Source organism: Aminobacter sp. P9b (genome assembly GCF_045345995.1).
Lineage (GTDB): Bacteria > Pseudomonadota > Alphaproteobacteria > Rhizobiales > Rhizobiaceae > Aminobacter > Aminobacter niigataensis.
Genome location: NZ_CP150082.1, coordinates 3884641 through 3903827, shown reverse-complemented (window position 1 = coordinate 3903827; position 19187 = coordinate 3884641). Strand labels below are relative to the sequence as shown.

The window sequence follows — 19187 nt, the reverse complement described above, 5'->3', positions numbered from 1 at the left end:
GAGCAAGAACATGCTTGAAGACAAGGATCGCATCTTTACCAACATCTACGGCCGCTTCGACCAGTCGCTGGCCGGGGCGATGTCGCGCGGCCATTGGGATGGCACCGCCGGCATCATCGAAAAGGGCCGCGAGTGGATCATCAACGAGATGAAGGCGTCGGGCCTGCGCGGTCGCGGCGGCGCCGGATTCCCGACGGGTCTCAAGTGGTCGTTCATGCCCAAGAGCAACCCTGACGGCCGTCCGTCCTATCTCGTCATCAATGCCGACGAATCCGAGCCGGGCACCTGCAAGGACCGCGACATCCTGCGCCATGACCCGCATACGCTGGTCGAAGGTTGCCTGCTCGCCGGTTTCGCCATGGGTGCTGTTGCTGCCTACATCTATGTGCGTGGCGAATTCATCCGCGAGCGCGAAGCGCTGCAGCGCGCCATCGACGAGGCCTATGACGCCAAGCTGATCGGCAAGAACAACAAGAACGGCTACGATTTCGACATCTACGTCCATCACGGCGCAGGTGCGTATATCTGCGGCGAAGAAACCGCGCTGCTCGAAAGCCTCGAAGGCAAGAAGGGCCAGCCGCGTCTGAAGCCGCCGTTCCCGGCCAATGTCGGCCTCTACGGTTGCCCGACGACGGTCAACAACGTCGAGTCGATCGCTGTCGCGCCGACAATCCTGCGCCGTGGCGCTGCCTGGTTCTCCGGCATCGGTCGTCCGAACAACGTAGGCACCAAGCTGTTCATGCTCGTCGGCCACGTCAACACGCCCTGCACGGTCGAAGAGGCCATGGGCATCAGCTTCCGCGAACTGGTCGAAAAGCACGGTGGCGGTATTCGCGGCGGCTGGGACAATCTGCTGGCCGTCATCCCCGGCGGTGCGTCGTGCCCGTTGGTCAAGGCCGAGGATATCATCGACTGCCCGATGGATTTCGACGGACTGCGCGAGCGCAAGTCGTCGTTCGGCACGGCTGCCGTGATCGTGATGGACAAGTCGACCGACATCGTGAAGGCGATCGCGCGGCTGAGCTACTTCTTCAAGCACGAGAGCTGCGGCCAGTGCACGCCGTGCCGTGAAGGCACCGGCTGGATGTGGCGCGTCATGGAACGCCTGGTGCGGGGCGAAGCGCACAAGCGCGAGATCGACATGCTGCTCGACGTCACCAAGCAGGTGGAAGGCCACACGATCTGCGCGCTGGGCGACGCGGCCGCATGGCCGATCCAGGGCCTGATCCGCAACTTCCGCCCGGAGATCGAGCGCCGCATCGACGAGTTCTCGCGTAACGCGCATCGCGCCGAGCCGGTGCTGGTGGCGGCTGAGTAGAGGTTAAGTCAGAAAGTGCGGGCCAAAGGTCCGAAATAGGAAACGACGAGGCAGAGGCGAACGGCGAAGGCGACAAGGAGCTACCAATGTCGACATTTCCCATTCCCGAAAGTGCAGTGCCTGAGATGGAACGTTTGGAGCAGATGAACAGGGACTTCGTGGCGATGCTGCCCAAGGAGTTTGCCGGTAAGGCAAACCTCATGGTGCACCCCGCCGCTGGAATCGCTGCTGCTTCGGCGCTGAGTGTAGGCCTCGCCAGTCACGCCATGGGCGTCTGGATCGGGGCCGTGACTGGTGCGTCAGAGGCTGCGCAGCGGCTGTTTTCGCCCGACTTCGGCGATTTCACCGGTGCGACGCGGGCCAAACCGGCTGGTGTGGCGGCCAAGCGGGCGGAAGCCGAGACTGCTTCGTTGATCGCCGAGGTGAAAACCCTGGCGCGCAAGCTGGAGAAAGCCGAGGCCAAGCCGGTGGCTGCTGCTGCGACCGATCCGGTGGTTGTCGAGGCTGCTGTCGTCGAAGAAGCGCCGGTGGGGCTTCAGCCTGAGGATTTCAGGCAGCCTGCATCGATCGAAAGGCCGGAAGCGCCTGACGATCTGAAGGCCATTTCGGGCATCGGTCCGAAGCTGGAGCAGGTGCTGAACGGCCTCGGCATCTGGACCTACGGCCAGATCGCCGGCTGGACGGCGGAAGAGGTGGCCTGGGCGGACGACTATCTCGGCTTCAAGGGCCGGATCGGCCGTGATGGGTGGATAGGGCAGGCGGCGACGCTTGCCGGCGGCAAGACCGCCGCGTGAATTGAGGATTTCGGGGCGCAGCGCAGGCCGCGCCCCTTGCAGGACGGAATGCGGATCATCCGCGGGATTTGAGGCGCTATGGCAAAGCTTAAGGTCGACGGGAAAGAGATTTCGGTACCCGACCACTATACGCTGCTGCAGGCTGCGGAAGAGGCGGGCGCGGAAGTGCCGCGCTTCTGCTTCCATGAGCGGCTGTCGATTGCCGGCAACTGCCGCATGTGCCTTGTCGAGGTAAAGGGCGGACCGCCCAAGCCGGCGGCTTCCTGCGCCATGGGCGTGCGCGACCTGCGCCCAGGCCCGAACGGCGAAACGCCCGAGATCTTCACCAACACGCCGATGGTCAAGAAGGCCCGCGAAGGCGTGATGGAGTTTTTGCTCATCAACCATCCGCTCGACTGCCCGATCTGCGACCAGGGCGGCGAGTGCGACCTGCAGGACCAGGCGATGGCCTTCGGCCTCGACGGTTCGCGCTACAACGAAAACAAGCGCGCTGTCGAAGACAAGTACATCGGCCCGCTGGTCAAGACGATCATGACGCGCTGCATCCACTGCACGCGCTGCGTCCGCTTCACCACCGAGGTGGCCGGCATCTCAGAGCTCGGCCTGATCGGCCGTGGCGAGGACGCCGAGATCACCACCTATCTCGAGCAGGCGATGACCTCCGAGCTGCAAGGCAACGTCATCGACCTGTGCCCGGTCGGCGCGCTGACCTCGAAGCCCTACGCCTTCCAGGCGCGTCCGTGGGAATTGACCAAGACCGAATCCATCGACGTGATGGATGCTGTCGGCTCGGCCATCCGCGTTGACACGCGCGGCCGCGAAGTGATGCGCATCATGCCGCGCATCAACGAGCAGGTGAACGAGGAGTGGATCTCCGACAAGACCCGCTTCATCTGGGACGGCCTGCGCACGCAGCGTCTCGACCGTCCTTACGTCCGCAAGAATGGCAAGCTCGCTCCGGCGACCTGGCCCGAGGCGTTCTCGGCGATCAAGGACGCTGTCGCCAAGACTTCGGCTGACCGTATCGGCGCGATTGCCGGCGATCTCGCGACCGTCGAGGAAATGTACGCGCTCAAGCAGCTGGTCTCCTCGCTCGGCTCGAAGAACATCGATTGCCGCCAGGACGGTGCCGCACTTGATCCGTCGCTTGGCCGCGCCAGCTACATCTTCAATCCGACCATCGAAGGCATCGAGCAGGCCGACGCCATCCTGATCATCGGCGCCAACCCGCGCTTCGAGGCTTCGGTGCTCAATGCCCGCATCCGCAAGCATTGGCGCGCAGCCAATGTGCCGGTTGCCGTCATCGGCGAGGTCGGCGACACGCGCTATGACTACGAGCAGCTCGGCTCGGGCCCGGATACGCTCAAGGACCTGGCCGAAGGCAATGGCAAGTTCTTCTCGGTGCTCAAGAAGGCTTCGCATCCGCTGATCATCGTCGGCCAGGGCGCAGTCGCCCGGTCCGATGGTGCCGCCGTGCTCGGCCAGGCCGCCAAGCTCGCGACCGCGGTCAAGGCGAGCCGCCCGGACTGGAACGGCTTTGCCGTGCTGCACACCGCAGCGGCCCGCGTCGGTGGTCTCGATGTCGGCTTCGTGCCGGGCGAGGGTGGCAAGAACGTTGCCGGCATGCTCGGCGACAGCGACGTGCTGTTCCTGCTCGGTGCCGACGAGCTCGACCTGAGCAAGGCCGGCGACGCGTTCGTGGTCTATGTCGGCACCCATGGCGACGCCGGCGCGCACCGCGCCAACGTCATCCTGCCTGGCGCTGCCTACACCGAGAAGTCGGGCACCTATGTGAACACCGAAGGCCGCGTCCAGGTGACCGGCCGCGCCGGATTCGCACCGGGCGAGGCCAAGGAAGACTGGGCGATCCTCAGGGCGCTGTCCGATGTGCTCGGCCATAAGCTGCCTTTCGACTCGCTGCAGCAGCTGCGCGCCAAGCTCTATGCGGAGCTTCCGCATTTGGCGCGCATCGACGAGATCGATGCCGGCGACAATGACGACATCGCCAAGGTCGCCAAGCTCGGCGGCCGCCTGAATAAGGCAGCCTTCACCTCCGTCGTGAAGGACTTCTATCTCACCAACCCGATCGCACGCGCGTCGGCGGTGATGGCCGAGTGTTCGGCACTGGCCAAAAACGGCTTCAAGCAGGCGGCGGAGTAAAGGCTGTCATGGATACCTTTTTCTCCTTCTACGTCCTGCCGGCGTTGATCATCCTCCTGAAGTCGGTCGTGCTGATCGTCGTCCTGCTGATCTTCGTCGCCTACATCCTTTATGCCGACCGCAAGATCTGGGCGGCGGTGCAGCTGCGCCGCGGTCCGAACGTCGTCGGTCCCTGGGGCCTGCTGCAGGCCTTCGCCGATCTCCTGAAGTTTGTCTTCAAGGAGCCGGTGATCCCGTCAGGCGCCAACAAGGGCGTGTTCCTGCTTGCCCCAGTGGTCTCGGCGGTGCTGGCGATCTCGGCATGGGCGGTGATCCCGGTCAGCGAAGGCTGGGCGATCGCCAACGTCAATGTCGGCATCCTCTATGTCTTCGCCATCTCCTCGCTCGAGGTCTATGGCGTGATCATGGGCGGCTGGGCCTCGAACTCCAAGTATCCCTTCCTCGGCGCGCTGCGTTCGGCGGCCCAGATGGTGTCCTATGAAGTCTCGATCGGCTTCGTCATCGTCTGCGTGCTGCTCACCGTCGGTTCGCTAAACCTCACCGACATCGTGCTGTCGCAGGGCGACGGCATCGGCACGCGCCTGGGCCTGCCGAACACGTTCCTCGACTGGAACTGGCTCGTGCTGTTCCCGATGTTCGTGATCTTCTTCATCTCGGCACTCGCAGAGACCAACCGCCCGCCATTCGACCTTGTCGAAGCCGAGTCGGAACTCGTTGCGGGCCACATGATCGAATATTCGTCGACGCCGTTCCTGCTGTTCTTCCTCGGCGAGTACGTCGCCATCGTGCTGATGTGCGCGCTGACGACGATCCTGTTCCTTGGCGGATGGCTGCCGCCGTTCGACTTCGCACCCTTCACCTGGGTGCCCGGCGTGATCTGGTTCGTGCTCAAGGTCTGCATGGTGTTCTTCATGTTCGCCATGGTGAAGTCCTTCGTGCCGCGCTACCGCTACGACCAGCTGATGCGCCTGGGCTGGAAGGTCTTCCTGCCGATCTCGCTGGCAATGGTCGTCATCACCGCTGCTGTCCTCAAGCTTTCGGGAGCCGCATGATGTCCGCGCTAACCCAAGCCGCCAAATCGCTGCTGCTGCAGGACTTCGTCGGCGCGTTCTTCCTGTCGATGCGCCAGTTCTTCGCGCCCAAGGCGACGCTGAACTATCCGCATGAAAAGGGACCGGTTAGCCCGCGCTTCCGCGGCGAGCATGCGCTGCGCCGCTATCCCAACGGCGAAGAGCGCTGCATCGCCTGCAAGCTGTGCGAGGCGATCTGCCCGGCGCAGGCCATCACTATCGAGGCCGGCCCGCGCCGCAACGACGGTACGCGTCGTACGGTGCGCTACGACATCGACATGGTGAAGTGCATCTATTGCGGCTTCTGCCAGGAAGCCTGCCCGGTCGACGCCATCGTCGAGGGGCCGAATTTCGAATTCGCGACGGAAACGCGCGAGGAGCTTTACTACGACAAGGACAAGCTGCTTGCGAATGGCGACCGGTGGGAGCGCGAGATCGCGCGCAACATCGCGATGGATTCGCCGTATCGCTGAGGCTTGAACAATGGACGGGCCAAGTCGGCTCGTCTAAGGAACGCGCGACCTGCACCGGAGGCGGAGCAAGGACGTGAACAGGGCAGGGCGCAGGCGCGTTCGGCCCGAAAGGAAAACCGGGGGAACCCATGCTCAACGGACTTGAAGCGGTATTTTTCTACCTCTTCGCCTTCATCGCGGTGGCGTCGGCCTTCATGGTCATTTCGGCGCGCAACCCGGTTCACTCGGTGCTCTACCTGATCCTGACGTTCTTCAACGCGGCGGGTCTGTTCCTTCTGACCGGCGCCGAGTTCCTGGCGATGATCCTGCTCGTCGTCTATGTCGGCGCGGTCGCGGTGCTGTTCCTGTTCGTCGTCATGATGCTCGACGTCGATTTCGCCGAGCTCAAGTCAGGCGCGCTGCAATATGCGCCGATCGGCGCGCTGGTCGGCCTGATCCTGGCTGCCGAGCTGATCGTGGTGACCGGTGGCTACGCGTTCTCGCCGAAGCTCGCGACGGCGGTTGCCCAGCCAACGCCTGACATCGCGGTGCGCCACAACACGGCAGCGCTCGGCGACATCCTCTACACGGATTACATCTACTTCTTCCAGATCGCCGGCCTTGTGCTTTTGGTCGCCATGATCGGCGCCATCGTGCTCACGCTGCGCCACAAGCCGAACGTCAAGCGCCAGAGCATCCCCGCTCAGGTCGCCCGCACGCCGGCCACCGCGATCGAGGTCAAGAAGGTCGAGACGGGCAAGGGAATCTGACCATGGTTGTCGGTATCGGACACTATCTCACCCTTTCGGCGGTGATGTTCACACTCGGCGTGTTCGGCATTTTCCTGAACCGCAAGAACGTCATCGTCATCCTGATGTCGGTCGAGCTGATCCTGCTCGCCGTCAACATCAATTTCGTGGCTTTCTCTGCCCATCTCGGCGATCTCGTCGGTCAGGTTTTTGCGATTTTCGTTCTGACGGTCGCCGCCGCTGAAGCGGCAATCGGGCTTGCCATTCTGGTCGTATTCTTCCGCAACCGCGGCTCCATCGCGGTCGAAGACGTGAACATGATGAAGGGCTGACGGGACAAAAATGTATCAGCTAATCGTCTTCCTTCCGCTTCTCGGCTTCCTGATCGCCGGCCTGTTCGGCCGTTCGATCGGCGCCAAGGCGTCCGAATACATCACCTCCGGCCTGCTGGTCGTGTCGGCTGTCCTGTCTTGGGTCGCCTTCATCACCGTGGGGCTCGGCGACGTCGAAGTGTTCACCGTGCCGGTGCTGCGCTTCATCGACTCCGGCGGGCTGCAGGCCAACTGGGCGCTGCGCATCGACACGCTGACGGTGGTCATGCTGGTCGTGGTCAACACGGTGTCGGCGCTCGTCCACATCTACTCGATCGGCTATATGCACCACGATCCGCATCGGCCGCGCTTCTTCGCCTACCTGTCGCTGTTCACCTTCGCCATGCTGATGCTGGTGACGTCGGACAACCTCGTCCAGATGTTCTTCGGCTGGGAAGGGGTGGGACTCGCGTCCTACCTGCTGATCGGCTTCTGGTACAAGAAGCCGTCGGCGAATGCCGCCGCCATCAAGGCGTTCGTGGTCAATCGTGTCGGCGACTTTGGCTTCCTGCTCGGCATCTTCGGCCTGTTCGTTCTGTTCGGCTCGGTCGAATTCAGCACGATCTTTGCCGGCGCCGCTTCCTATCTGCCGGTCGAAGGCGCTGCCGCAAGCAGTGAAACCGTCCTGACCTTCCTCGGCTATGCGCTCGACAAGCAGGGCGCGCTGACCATCGTCTGCCTGCTGCTGTTCATGGGTGCCATGGGCAAGTCGGCGCAGGTGCCCCTGCACACCTGGCTGCCGGACGCCATGGAAGGCCCGACGCCGGTGTCGGCGCTGATCCACGCGGCCACCATGGTCACCGCCGGCGTGTTCATGCTGGCGCGCATGTCGCCGGTATTCGAACTGTCCGCCTCCGCGCTTACCGTCGTGACCTTCATCGGCGCCTTCACTGCCTTCTTCGCAGCGACCGTCGGCCTGGTGCAGAACGACATCAAGCGCGTCATCGCCTATTCGACCTGCTCGCAGCTCGGCTACATGTTCGTGGCGCTCGGCATGGGCTTCTATTCGGCGGCCATCTTCCACCTGTTCACGCACGCCTTCTTCAAGGCGCTGCTGTTCCTGGGCTCGGGCTCGGTGATCCATGCCGTTTCCGACGAGCAGGACATGCGCAAGATGGGTGGTCTCAGGAGGCTGATCCCGACCACCTACTGGATGATGGTCATCGGCACGCTGGCGCTGACCGGCGTCGGTATCCCGGCGACGATCATCGGCACGGCCGGCTTCTTCTCCAAGGACGCCATCATCGAAGGCGCGTTCGTCGGCCACAACGCGGTCGCCGGCCTTGCCTTTGCGATGCTCGTGGTCGCTGCCTGCTTCACCAGCTTCTATTCCTGGCGCTTGATTTTCATGACCTTCCACGGCAAGCCGCGCGCCACCGCCGACGTCATGCACCATGTGCATGAATCGCCGCCGGTGATGCTGGTGCCGCTGTTCGTGCTGGCTGTCGGCGCGCTGTTTGCGGGCGTCGTGTTCCACGACCAGTTCATCGGCGAGGCCTACAACGAGTTCTGGAAGGGTGCGATCTTCACGCTTGAGACCAATCACATCCTGCACGACTTCCACGGCGTGCCGATGTGGGTAAAGCTCGCGCCGTTCGCGGCGATGATCAGCGGCTTCCTGGTGGCATACCTGTTCTACATCCGCTCGCCGGAGATGCCGAAGGTGCTGGCTGAACGCCATCGCGGGCTCTACGCCTTCCTGCTCAACAAGTGGTACTTCGACGAACTGTACGACTTCCTGTTCGTGCGCCCGGCCAAGTGGCTCGGCCGGTTCCTGTGGAAGAAGGGTGACGGCTGGCTGATCGACGGGTTCGGCGCCGACGGCATCTCGGCCCGCGTCGTCGACGTGACCAACCGTGTCGTCAAGCTGCAGACCGGTTACCTCTATCACTACGCCTTCGCCATGCTGATCGGCGTGGCGGCCCTCGTTACCTGGATGATGCTCGGGAGCTCCTTCTGATGTCCGGCGTTCCCATTCTGTCGCTAGTCACCTTCCTGCCGCTGGTCGGCGCGTTCCTGATCCTTCTGATCAGGGACGACGGTGATGCTGCGCGCCGCAATATCCGCAATGTCGCGCTCCTGACCACGGTCTTCACCTTCGCGGTGTCGCTGCTGATCTGGATCTATTTCGACAACGCCGAGACCGGCTTCCAGTTCGTCGAAAAGGCCGCGTGGCTTGATTCCGGCATTTCCTACCACATGGGCGTGGACGGCATCTCGATGCTGTTCGTCATTCTGACGACTTTCCTGATGCCGCTCTGCATCCTGGCCAGCTGGGAGTCGGTGGAAAAGCGCGTCAAGGAATACATGATCTCGTTCCTGGTCCTGGAAACGCTGATGATCGGCGTGTTCTGCGCGCTCGACATCGTGCTGTTCTACGTCTTCTTCGAAGCCGTGCTGATCCCGATGTTCATCATCATCGGCGTCTGGGGCGGCAAGCGTCGCGTCTATGCCAGCTTCAAGTTCTTCCTGTTCACGCTGCTCGGCTCGGTGCTGATGCTGCTGGCGGTGATGGCGATGTTCTGGCAGGCCGGCACGACCGACATTCCGACGCTGCTTTCGCATGGCTTCCCAGCCAACATGCAGACGTGGCTGTGGCTCGCCTTCTTCGCCTCGTTTGCGGTGAAGATGCCGATGTGGCCGGTCCACACCTGGTTGCCGGATGCACACGTCGAGGCGCCGACGGCAGGTTCGGTCATCCTGGCCGGCATCCTGCTGAAGATGGGCGGCTACGGCTTCCTGCGTTTCTCGCTGCCGATGTTCCCGCTGGCTTCCGAGTTCTTCGCCCCGCTGGTTTTCGCACTGTCGGTCGTCGCCATCATCTACACCTCGCTGGTGGCGCTGATGCAGGAGGACATGAAGAAGCTGATCGCCTATTCATCGGTCGCCCACATGGGCTACGTCACCATGGGCATCTTCTCGATGAACCAGGAAGGCGTGCAGGGCGCGATCTTCCAGATGCTGAGCCATGGCCTCGTCTCCGGTGCGCTGTTCCTCTGCGTCGGCGTCGTCTACGACCGCATGCATACGCGTGACATCGCGGCCTATGGCGGCCTGGTCAACAACATGCCGAAATATGCAGTGGCGTTCCTGATCTTCACCATGGCCAATGTCGGATTGCCCGGCACCAGCGGCTTCGTCGGCGAGTTCCTGACGCTGTTCGGCATCTTCCAGGTCAACACCTGGGTGGCGCTGCTCGCCGCAACCGGCGTGGTCCTGTCGGCGGCCTATGCGCTGTGGCTGTATCGCCGCGTCGTCTTCGGCGCGCTGACCAAGGAAAGCCTCAAGGGTCTGTTCGACCTGTCGGGCCGCGAGAAGGTGGTGCTCTACCCGCTCGTCATCCTGGTCATCTTCTACGGTGTCTACCCGGCACCGGTGTTCGACGCCACGGCGGCTTCCGTGAAGGCGTTGGTCAATAACGTAACCGTATCGATCGACGCCGCGCAGACCGCGGCGGCGAACTGACAGGGGTTTTGCGAACCATGACGCCCGAACTCCTTTCGAGCCTCTCGCTCTCCATGCCGGAGCTGATCATTGCTGTCGGCGCGCTGGTGCTGCTGATGGTGGGTGTGTTCTCCGGCGAGCGCGCCAACTCGACCGTGACCGGCCTGGCCGTCGCGCTGCTGATTGCGGCCGGTGCGTGGATGCTGGTGTTCGGCCATGACGGGCAGGGCTACGGCACGGCCTTCATCTCCGATCCGTTCGCCCGCTTCATGAAGCTTCTGACGCTAGTTGGCGCGGTTGTGACGCTGATCATGTCGGTCGGCTTTGCCAAGGCTGAGAAGTTCGACAAGTTCGAGTTCCCGGTGCTGGCCATGCTGGCGACCCTCGGCATGTTGCTGATGATCTCGGCCAACGACATGCTGGCACTCTATCTCGGGCTCGAGCTGCAGTCGCTGGCGCTCTATGTCATTGCCGCGATCAACCGTGACAATGTGCGTTCGACCGAAGCGGGCCTCAAGTATTTCGTTCTCGGCGCGCTGTCGTCGGGCATGCTGCTCTACGGCATCAGCCTCGTCTACGGCTACACCGGCCACACCTCGTTCGAAGCGATCGCCGCGGCGCTGACCGGCGGCGAGCGCCAGCTCGGACTGGTCTTCGGCCTGGTGTTCGTGCTTGCCGGCCTGTGCTTCAAGATCTCGGCAGTGCCGTTCCACATGTGGACGCCTGACGTCTATGAAGGCGCGCCGACCCCGGTGACGGCATTCTTCGCCGCGGCCCCCAAGATGGCGGCGATGGCGCTGATCGTGCGCGTCACCATGGGGGCATTCGAGCCGATCGGCCTCGACTGGCAGCAGATCATCGTCTTCGTCTCGATCGCCTCGATGGTTCTGGGTGCCTTCGCGGCGATCGGACAGAAGAACATCAAGCGCCTGATGGCCTATTCGTCGATCGGACATATGGGCTACGCGCTTGTCGGCCTTGCTGCCAACAGCGAAGCCGGCGTACGCGGCGTGGTCATCTACATGCTGATCTACCTGGTGATGACGCTGGGCACCTTCGCCTTCATCCTCGCCATGCGCCGCAAGGACGGCAATGTCGAACAGATCAGCGATCTGGCAGGCCTGTCCTCGACCAATCCGATGATGGCGACGATCCTGACCATCCTTATGTTCTCGCTGGCCGGCATTCCGCCGCTCGCGGGTTTCTGGGGGAAGTGGTACGTCTTCCTCGCCGCAATCGATGCCAATCTCTACGCCCTTGCGGTGATCGGCATGCTGGCTTCGGTGGTCGGCGCCTATTATTACCTGCGCATCATCAAGATCATGTGGTTCGACGAGCCGGTCGGCGGTTTCCAGCCGATGGCGGGCGAGCTTCGCCTCGTGCTCGGCCTGTCCGGCGCGTTCGTGCTGTTCTACGTGCTGATCGGCGGCCCTGTCGGGCAGATGGCGGAAGCTGCTGCCAAGACCTTCTTCTGACGGTATGGGGTTCCAACTCGCACCGACTGCAAGTGCCGACGGTTTCCGCCTGGAAGCCCACGATGCGGTAGGGTCGACCAACGCACTGGCGTTGGAGCACGCGATGGCAGGCGATCCGGGCAAGCTCTGGATCGTCTCCAAGAAACAGGACAGCGGTCGCGGCCGGCGCGGCCGCGTCTGGGCGACGCCGGAGGGCAACCTGGCGGCGACCCTGCTCAAGGTCCTCGATCACGATCTGCAATATGCCGCGACGCTCGGCTTCGTCGCTGGGCTCGCCCTTGCCGATGCGCTGGATGCGGTGGCGCCCAATGCCCGGTTTTCGGTCGGCGTCGATGGCGGCAGCGGGCAAGGCGTCAAGCGTTTCGAGCTGAAATGGCCGAACGACGTGCTGGCGTCGGGGGCCAAGCTTGCCGGCATCCTGCTTGAATCGACCCTGCTTGGGCATGGGCGGCTCGGCATCGCCATCGGCATCGGTGTCAATGTCGTGGCCCATCCGACCGACGTGCCTTATCCCGCGACGTCGCTTGCCAGTCTCGGAGCGGGCGTCGACGCCGAAACGCTGTTCCTGGCTCTTTCCGATGCCTGGAGCGAGAACGAACGCATCTGGGCCGAAGGCAGGGGCCTGGCCGAGATCCGCAAGCGCTGGCTGGCGCGCGCTGCTGGCCTGGGCAGCGAAGTGGCCGTGCGGGTCGAGGGAAATGTGGTGCGCGGCATCTTCGAGACCATCGACGAGGATTGCCGCTTCGTCATCCGTGACGCTAAAGGTGAAACGGTAAAGATCGCCGCTGGCGACGTGCATTTTGGCGCGGTCGCTTCGGCCGGCGCGGCCTGACAGGCCTGAAAGGATTTCTGGTATGGCGAAAGCGGAAAACGCCGAGCTCGTATTCGTGCCGCTTGGTGGCGTCGGCGAGATCGGCATGAACTTCGCGCTCTACGGCTTCGGCCCGGCGAATGCGCGCGAGTGGATCATCATCGATGTCGGCGTGACTTTCCCCGATGCGACGCTGCCGGGTGTCGATCTGGTGCTGCCCGATACGCGCTTCATCGAAGAAGAGCTCAAGAACCTTCGAGGCATCATCATCACGCATGCGCACGAGGATCACTACGGCGCGCTGCACGATACCTGGCCGAAGCTCAAGGCGCCGGTCTGGATGACGCCTTTTGCTGCCGGGCTGCTGGAAGCCAAGCGCCAGTCGGAGCAGGGCGCGCCGAAAATCCCGGTAACTGTCTATCGCGCCGGCGAGAAGTTCACGGTGGGCCCGTTCGAGATCGAAGCAATCGCTGTCAGCCATTCGATCCCCGAGCCGGTTTCGCTGGCGATCACCAGTCCTGCCGGCACGGTGATCCACACTGGCGACTGGAAGATCGACCCGGCGCCGGAAATCGGCCCCATGACCGACGAGGCTCGGTTCCGCGCCTATGGCGACAAGGGCGTGCTGGCGCTGGTCTGCGATTCGACCAATGCGCTGCGCGAGGGCGATTCGCCGTCCGAGCAGCAGGTCGGACAGGGGCTGCGCAAGGTGATCGAAGAGGCCAAGGGCCGTGTCGCGGTGACGACCTTCTCGTCGAATGTCGGCCGTATCCGCTCGATCGCCGAGGCGGCGCGCGACGCCGGTCGGCAAGTTCTGGTCATGGGACGCTCGCTGAAGCGGGTCATCGATGTGTCGAGCGAACTCGGCTACATGGACGGGCTGCCGGAATTCGTTTCCGAAGAGGATTACGGTTACATTCCGCGCGAAAACCTCGTCGTCATCTGTACTGGCAGCCAGGGTGAGCCGCGGGCGGCGCTCGCCAAGCTGGCACGCGACGAAATGAAGTCGGTCGCCCTGTCGCCAGGCGACACGGTGGTGTTTTCCTCGCGGACCATTCCCGGCAACGAAAAGGCGATCCTCGAGATCAAGAACCAACTCATCGACCAGGGCATGAAGATCATCGAGGACGGTGACGCGCTGGTCCACGTCTCCGGCCACCCGCGCCGCAGCGAACTCAAGCGCATGTATGAATGGGTGCGTCCGCGCATCGGCGTGCCGGTGCATGGCGAGGCGGCTCATCTTGTCGGGCAGGGCTCGCTGATGGCGATGTCCGGAATTCCCGAAGTGGCGCAGATCCGCGACGGCGACATGCTCCGGCTGTGGCCGGGCGCTGCAGAAATCATCGACCAGGTGCCGTTCGGCCGCGTCTATAAGGACGGCAAGCTAATCGGTTCGGACGAGGCGATGGGCATCCGCGACCGGCGCAAGCTGTCCTTTGCCGGCCATGTCGCGGTCAACGTCGTGCTCGACGACAAGTATGAGCTGTCAGGCGACCCGGATCTGGTGGCCATCGGCGTCGCCGAAGTCGATGCCGGCGGCGAGGCTCTCGAGGAATTGATGCTCGATGCGGCAATAGGCGCCGTGGACTCCATACCCCGCGCGCGCCGAAAAGACCTCGACCTGGTGCAGGAAGCGGTGCGTCGCGCGGTGCGCGGTGCGGCCAACGAAGCCTGGGGCAAGAAACCGCTGGTGACGGTGTTCGTCACCCGCTGAAGGCAGGACTTGATATGCTCGGACGCCTCAACCACGTCGCCATCGCCGTGCCGGACCTGGCAGCGGCGAGCGCTGTCTACCGCGACACGCTGGGCGCCAGGGTGACCGATCCACAGGCCCTGCCTGAGCATGGCGTGACGGTCGTCTTCATAGATGTCGGCAATACCAAGATCGAACTCCTCGAGCCGCTGGGCGAGGGGTCGCCGATCGCGGCATTCCTGGCCAAGAGCCCTTCAGGCGGCATGCACCATGTCTGCTACGAGGTTGACGATATCCTGGCTGCGCGCGACCACCTCAAGGCGAGCGGCGCCCGCGTGCTCGGCGACGGCAGTCCGAGGATCGGCGCGCATGGCAAGCCGGTGCTCTTCCTGCACCCCAAGGATTTCCAGGGTACGCTCGTGGAGCTCGAACAGGCATGACCTGGATTTCCATCATCGCGATGTATTTCGTCTTCTGGTGGCTGACCCTGTTTGCCATCCTGCCGTTCGGCGTGAAGACCCAGGATGACGACAACAATGTCACGCACGGCACGGAGGCGAGCGCGCCGCGCGGCCCCCACATGCTGCGCGCCATGCTGTGGACAACGGTGGTCACGGCGGTGCTGATGGGCGCGTTCTATGGCGTGACCCTCGGTCTCGGCTACAGCTTCGACGATTTCCCCCAGTTCATCCCCGAGATCAACTGAGCGACAGCGCCCAGCCGACTACCGCCGACGTGTCGGCTGGGGCGGGATGATCTGGTGTCATGCTGGGGGCTTGCCGGGCGCCATGCCCGGTCATGTCGTTTGTCAACGACGCATCGTAAGCTGATGATTGCCCAAAAAAAATGCAAGGCGCGAAGCCTTGCAATTTAAACGCGTCCGATCTGCTTTCCGTTACCGGCGGCAGCGAGTTATCGCGCCTAGATCGCATCCTCCCAAGACTTTGACCGCGTAGGAGAGCGGATTTTTCTCCGCCCTCTCGGTTATCGGGGCACATTAGACCAAGCCGAAATGAAATGTCACGCAGAATTTTGCTTCGGCAGGGGCAATCCTGTGCTGCAATGCACAATTGTTTGGCAGAATTTGCCTGGCAACCAGACAGGGCATTCTGACGCTGCGTCGAAACGGCGTGCGCGGGTTTCCAATCGGCCATGAAATGGCTATGAAGCGCGTTCAAGCAAGCCTTTCCCGTGCCGATTCCGGCATCATCGTTTTCATGGAATCTTCGATGCGTCTGTCGCGCTATTTCCTGCCTATCCTGAAAGAAAATCCCCGCGAGGCGGACATCATTTCCCACCGGCTGATGCTGCGCGCGGGCATGATCAGGCAACAGGCGGCCGGCAGCTTCTCGTGGCTGCCACTGGGCAAGCGCGTGCTGGACAAGATCTGCCGCATCGTGCGCGAAGAACAGGACCGGGCAGGGGCATTGGAAATCCTGATGCCGACGATCCAGTCGGCCGACCTGTGGCGCGAAAGCGGCCGTTACGACGACTACGGCAAGGAGATGCTGCGCATCAAGGACCGGCACGAGCGCGACATGCTGTTCGGACCGACCAACGAAGAGATGGTGACGGAAATCTTCCGGTCCTACGTCAAGTCGTACAAGGACCTGCCGCTCAACCTCTACCATATCCAGTGGAAGTTCCGCGACGAAGTGCGCCCGCGCTTCGGCGTCATGCGCAGCCGTGAATTCCTGATGAAGGATGCTTATTCCTTCGACCTCGACTTCGAGGGCGCCAAGGCGGCCTACAACAGGATGTTCGTCTCTTATCTCCGTACCTTCACGCGGATGGGCCTGCAGGCGATCCCGATGCGCGCCGACACCGGCCCGATCGGCGGCGACCTGAGCCACGAGTTCATCATTTTGGCCGAAACCGGCGAAAGCCAGGTGTTCTGCCATCGCGACTATCTCGGCCTGCCCGTGCCGGGCGCCGAAACCGACTTCGGCAATGACGGCGAGATCGACGGCATCGTCAAGCAGTGGACGACGCCGTATGCGGCGACCGAAGAAATGCATGACGAGGCGGCGTGGGATGCGGTGCCCGAGGCCGACAAGGTTTCGGCGCGCGGCATCGAGGTCGGCCACATCTTCCACTTCGGCGAGAAGTATTCGAAGCCGATGGGCGCCAAAGTGACCGGGCCCGACGGCAAGGAGCATTTCGTGTCGATGGGTTCCTACGGCATCGGCCCGTCGCGCCTGATCGCGGCGATCATCGAGGCGAGCCATGACGAGAACGGCATCATCTGGCCGGAGGCGGTGGCACCGTTCGACATCGGCCTGATCAACATGAAGGTCGGCGACGCCGAGTGCGACCGCATCTGCGACGAGTTCTACAAGGCCTTCGAGGCCGCGGGCAAGGACGTGCTCTACGACGACACCGACCAGCGCGCCGGCGGCAAGTTCGCCACTGCCGACCTGATCGGGCTGCCGTGGCAGGTGATCGTCGGTCCGCGCGGTGCCGCAGCGGGTGAGGTCGAAATCAAGAACCGCAAGACCGGCGAGCGCGAAACGCTGCAGGTGGCTGCCGCACTCGCCAAGCTGGGCGCCAAGGCATGAACCAAGTGGCGGCGGCGAAGCCGGCCGGGGCCGGGCCGTTCTCGGTGTTCGAGCGCATGGTGGCCTGGCGCTACCTTCGTTCGAAGCGCAAGGAGACGGTGATCTCGGTCATCGCTTCGATCTCGTTTCTCGGCATCATGCTAGGCGTTGCCACGCTGATCGTGGTGATGGCGGTGATGAACGGGTTTCGCGCCGAACTCCTGACACGCATTCTCGGCGTCAACGGCCATCTGGTCGTCACCGCAGTGGACACGCCACTTGAGGACTATTCGGCAGTCGCCGACCGCATCAACGGTGTTTCAGGCGTCAAATATGCCATTCCGCTGGTCGAGGGACAGGTGCTGGCGCAGGGCAATGTCGGTGCTGGCGCCGGCGCTCTGGTGCGCGGCATCAGGGGCAGCGACCTCGGCAAGGTGACGCTGGTCGCCAACAACATCAAGCAGGGCTCCATCGTCGGCTTCGACGAAGGCGAAGGCGTAGTCATCGGCAAGCGCATGGCCGAGAACATGGGCCTAGTGCTGGGCGATTCCATCCGGCTGATTTCGCCCGACGGAGACGTCACGCCCATGGGCACGACGCCGCGGGCGAAAGCCTATCCGATCTCCGGCATCTTCGAAGTCGGCATGTCGGAATATGACAGCTCGATCGTCTTCATGCCGCTCAACGAGGCGCAGCTCTACTTCAATTCCGAAGGCAAGGTCGGCTCGATCGAGATCTATGTCGACAATCCCGATGACGTCGATGCGCTGAAGACCAAGGTCGAGGAGGCGGCCCAGCGGCCGATCTTCCTGACCGACTGGCGCCAGCGCAACCAGACGTTCTTCTCGGCGCTGCAGGTCGAGCGCAACGTCATGTTCATGATCCTGACGCTGATCGTGCTTGTGGCAGCATTGAACATTATCTCCGGCCTGATCATGCTGGTGAAGGACAAGGGCCACGACATCGCCATCCTGCGCACGATGGGTGCGACGCGTGGCGCCGTCATGCGCATCTTCCTGATGACGGGCGCCGCCATCGGCATGACCGGCACCATTGCCGGCGTGCTGCTCGGCGTCGTCATCTGCCTCAATGTCGAGCGCATCCGGCAGTTCTTCTCGTGGCTTTCCGGCACGGTGCTGTTCAATCCCGAGCTCTATTTCCTCAGCCAGCTGCCGGCCAAGATGGACGTCGGCGAGACTGTCTCGGTGGTGCTGATGGCCCTGGTGCTGTCATTCCTGGCGACACTGTTTCCGGCATGGCGGGCGGCAACGCTCGATCCGGTCGAAGCGCTGAGGTACGAGTGATGGCCATCGAAGCCGTTATCGAACTCAAGAGCGTCGAACGCCATTACGAGCAGGGCTCGCGCAAGTTGACGATCCTGAACGATGCCAATTTCTCGCTCAAGCCGGGCGAGATGGTGGCGCTGGTGGCGCCGTCAGGCGCCGGCAAGTCGACGCTGCTGCATACCGCGGGCCTGCTCGAACGCCCCGACGCCGGCGACGTCTTCCTGAACGGGCGCGCCTGCGGGCGGCTTTCGGACGACGAGCGTACCGCGATCCGCCGCAACGACGTTGGTTTTGTCTATCAGTTCCATCACCTGCTGCCCGAATTCTCGGCGCTGGAGAATGTGATGATGCCGCAGCTGGTGAAGGGTCTCAGCCCGGCCAAGGCGAGCGAGCGCGCCGAGCAACTGCTCGACTACATGAAAATAGGCAAGCGCGCCGAACACAGGCCGTCAGAGCTTTCCGGCGGCGAGCAGCAGCGCGTGGCGATCGCACGCGCGGTTGCCAACGCGCCGCTGGTGCTTCTGGCCGACGAGCCGACCGGCAATCTCGATCCGGTGACGGCAGGTTATGTCTTCGACGCGCTTTCGGCGCTCGTCAGGCAATCTGGCCTGGCCGCACTTATTGCCACGCACAACCACGAGCTTGCCGCGCGCATGGACCGCCGCGTGACGCTCGCCGAGGGCAAGATCGTTCCGCTGCGCTAGCAGCGGGCGATCGCTCCAGACGCCTGTTCGCGCTTTCGGCGGGCCGCGCTCAAGTTGACTGTTATCTTGATGCCGGGACGGCTGACGCGCGATTGTTAACGCGCGGCGGTGACCGGTCGCGCGCATAAACCCTTCATTTACTGTCGAATCGCTTGCAACGAGCGCCTGCGCCCGAAAGCAATGGCGTGCGTTGACATTTGAACAAAAATAGAACAAATTGAGAACATATTAAAAACAGGAGCAACAGATGACCGAGCTGCTACAGGATGTCCTTTCGATGGTCTGCATGAGCACCTTCCTCGTCACCATGGCGATGTGGATCG

The 19187-nt window shown here is 63.1% G+C and carries 17 protein-coding genes; all 17 read left to right on the top strand.

The window, feature by feature from the left end; translation table 11 throughout:
- Positions 1 to 10: 10 nt before the first annotated feature.
- Entirely contained in the window at positions 11 to 1318 is a 1308-nt protein-coding gene (gene nuoF, locus WHT83_RS19235; protein WP_406872086.1) for an NADH-quinone oxidoreductase subunit NuoF, read from the top strand.
- Positions 1319 to 1404: 86 nt separating this feature from the next.
- Positions 1405 to 2112 carry an NADH-ubiquinone dehydrogenase gene (locus WHT83_RS19230; RefSeq protein WP_406872085.1) on the top strand — a complete coding sequence of 236 codons (708 nt, stop codon included), beginning with the start codon at positions 1405 to 1407 and terminating at the stop codon, positions 2110 to 2112.
- A 78-nt stretch (positions 2113 to 2190) separates the two neighbouring features.
- Positions 2191 to 4272 (top strand): NADH-quinone oxidoreductase subunit NuoG, encoded by a 2082-nt coding sequence (gene nuoG / locus WHT83_RS19225; protein WP_406872084.1) that lies wholly within the window; start codon positions 2191 to 2193, stop codon positions 4270 to 4272.
- 8 nt (positions 4273 to 4280) lie between these two features.
- Positions 4281 to 5324 carry an NADH-quinone oxidoreductase subunit NuoH gene (nuoH, locus tag WHT83_RS19220; RefSeq protein ID WP_108607736.1) on the top strand — a complete coding sequence of 348 codons (1044 nt, stop codon included), beginning with the start codon at positions 4281 to 4283 and terminating at the stop codon, positions 5322 to 5324.
- Positions 5324 to 5815 carry an NADH-quinone oxidoreductase subunit NuoI gene (gene nuoI, locus WHT83_RS19215; RefSeq protein ID WP_108609847.1) on the top strand — a complete coding sequence of 164 codons (492 nt, stop codon included), beginning with the start codon at positions 5324 to 5326 and terminating at the stop codon, positions 5813 to 5815. Before nuoH ends, nuoI begins: the two co-directional genes overlap by 1 nt.
- 128 nt (positions 5816 to 5943) lie before the next feature.
- Positions 5944 to 6564, top strand: coding sequence for an NADH-quinone oxidoreductase subunit J (locus tag WHT83_RS19210; RefSeq protein WP_108607737.1), 621 nt, complete (start codon positions 5944 to 5946; stop codon positions 6562 to 6564).
- Between the two features lie 2 nt (positions 6565 to 6566).
- The gene (gene nuoK / locus WHT83_RS19205; protein WP_108607738.1) at positions 6567 to 6875 is read left to right on the top strand and encodes an NADH-quinone oxidoreductase subunit NuoK; all 309 of its coding nucleotides are present in this window, start codon (positions 6567 to 6569) and stop codon (positions 6873 to 6875) included.
- 10 nt (positions 6876 to 6885) lie between these two features.
- Positions 6886 to 8874 (top strand): NADH-quinone oxidoreductase subunit L, encoded by a 1989-nt coding sequence (gene nuoL / locus WHT83_RS19200; protein WP_406872083.1) that lies wholly within the window; start codon positions 6886 to 6888, stop codon positions 8872 to 8874.
- The gene (locus WHT83_RS19195) at positions 8874 to 10379 is read left to right on the top strand and encodes an NADH-quinone oxidoreductase subunit M (protein WP_406872082.1); all 1506 of its coding nucleotides are present in this window, start codon (positions 8874 to 8876) and stop codon (positions 10377 to 10379) included. The genes nuoL and WHT83_RS19195 overlap by 1 nt, the downstream gene beginning before the upstream one ends.
- Positions 10380 to 10396: 17 nt before the next feature.
- A complete protein-coding gene (gene nuoN, locus WHT83_RS19190) occupies positions 10397 to 11833 on the top strand; it encodes an NADH-quinone oxidoreductase subunit NuoN (protein ID WP_318761321.1) in 1437 nt (478 codons plus the stop codon).
- A 4-nt stretch (positions 11834 to 11837) separates the two neighbouring features.
- Entirely contained in the window at positions 11838 to 12665 is an 828-nt protein-coding gene (locus WHT83_RS19185; RefSeq protein WP_318761322.1) for a biotin--[acetyl-CoA-carboxylase] ligase, read from the top strand.
- A gap of 22 nt (positions 12666 to 12687) precedes the next feature.
- Positions 12688 to 14358, top strand: a complete 1671-nt coding sequence (locus WHT83_RS19180) for a ribonuclease J (RefSeq protein ID WP_406872081.1) — start codon at positions 12688 to 12690, stop codon at positions 14356 to 14358.
- Positions 14359 to 14372: 14 nt separating this feature from the next.
- Positions 14373 to 14777 (top strand): methylmalonyl-CoA epimerase, encoded by a 405-nt coding sequence (gene mce / locus WHT83_RS19175; RefSeq protein ID WP_406872080.1) that lies wholly within the window; start codon positions 14373 to 14375, stop codon positions 14775 to 14777.
- Positions 14774 to 15043 carry a DUF1467 family protein gene (locus WHT83_RS19170; RefSeq protein ID WP_108607745.1) on the top strand — a complete coding sequence of 90 codons (270 nt, stop codon included), beginning with the start codon at positions 14774 to 14776 and terminating at the stop codon, positions 15041 to 15043. The genes mce and WHT83_RS19170 overlap by 4 nt, the downstream gene beginning before the upstream one ends.
- 523 nt (positions 15044 to 15566) lie before the next feature.
- Entirely contained in the window at positions 15567 to 16895 is a 1329-nt protein-coding gene (proS, locus tag WHT83_RS19165; protein WP_406874015.1) for a proline--tRNA ligase, read from the top strand.
- Positions 16892 to 18178, top strand: coding sequence for a lipoprotein-releasing ABC transporter permease subunit (locus WHT83_RS19160; RefSeq protein WP_108607746.1), 1287 nt, complete (start codon positions 16892 to 16894; stop codon positions 18176 to 18178). Before proS ends, WHT83_RS19160 begins: the two co-directional genes overlap by 4 nt.
- Positions 18178 to 18864: an ABC transporter ATP-binding protein gene (locus WHT83_RS19155; protein ID WP_108607747.1), complete on the top strand. Its 687-nt coding sequence runs from the start codon at positions 18178 to 18180 to the stop codon at positions 18862 to 18864. Before WHT83_RS19160 ends, WHT83_RS19155 begins: the two co-directional genes overlap by 1 nt.
- Positions 18865 to 19187: the final 323 nt, after the last annotated feature.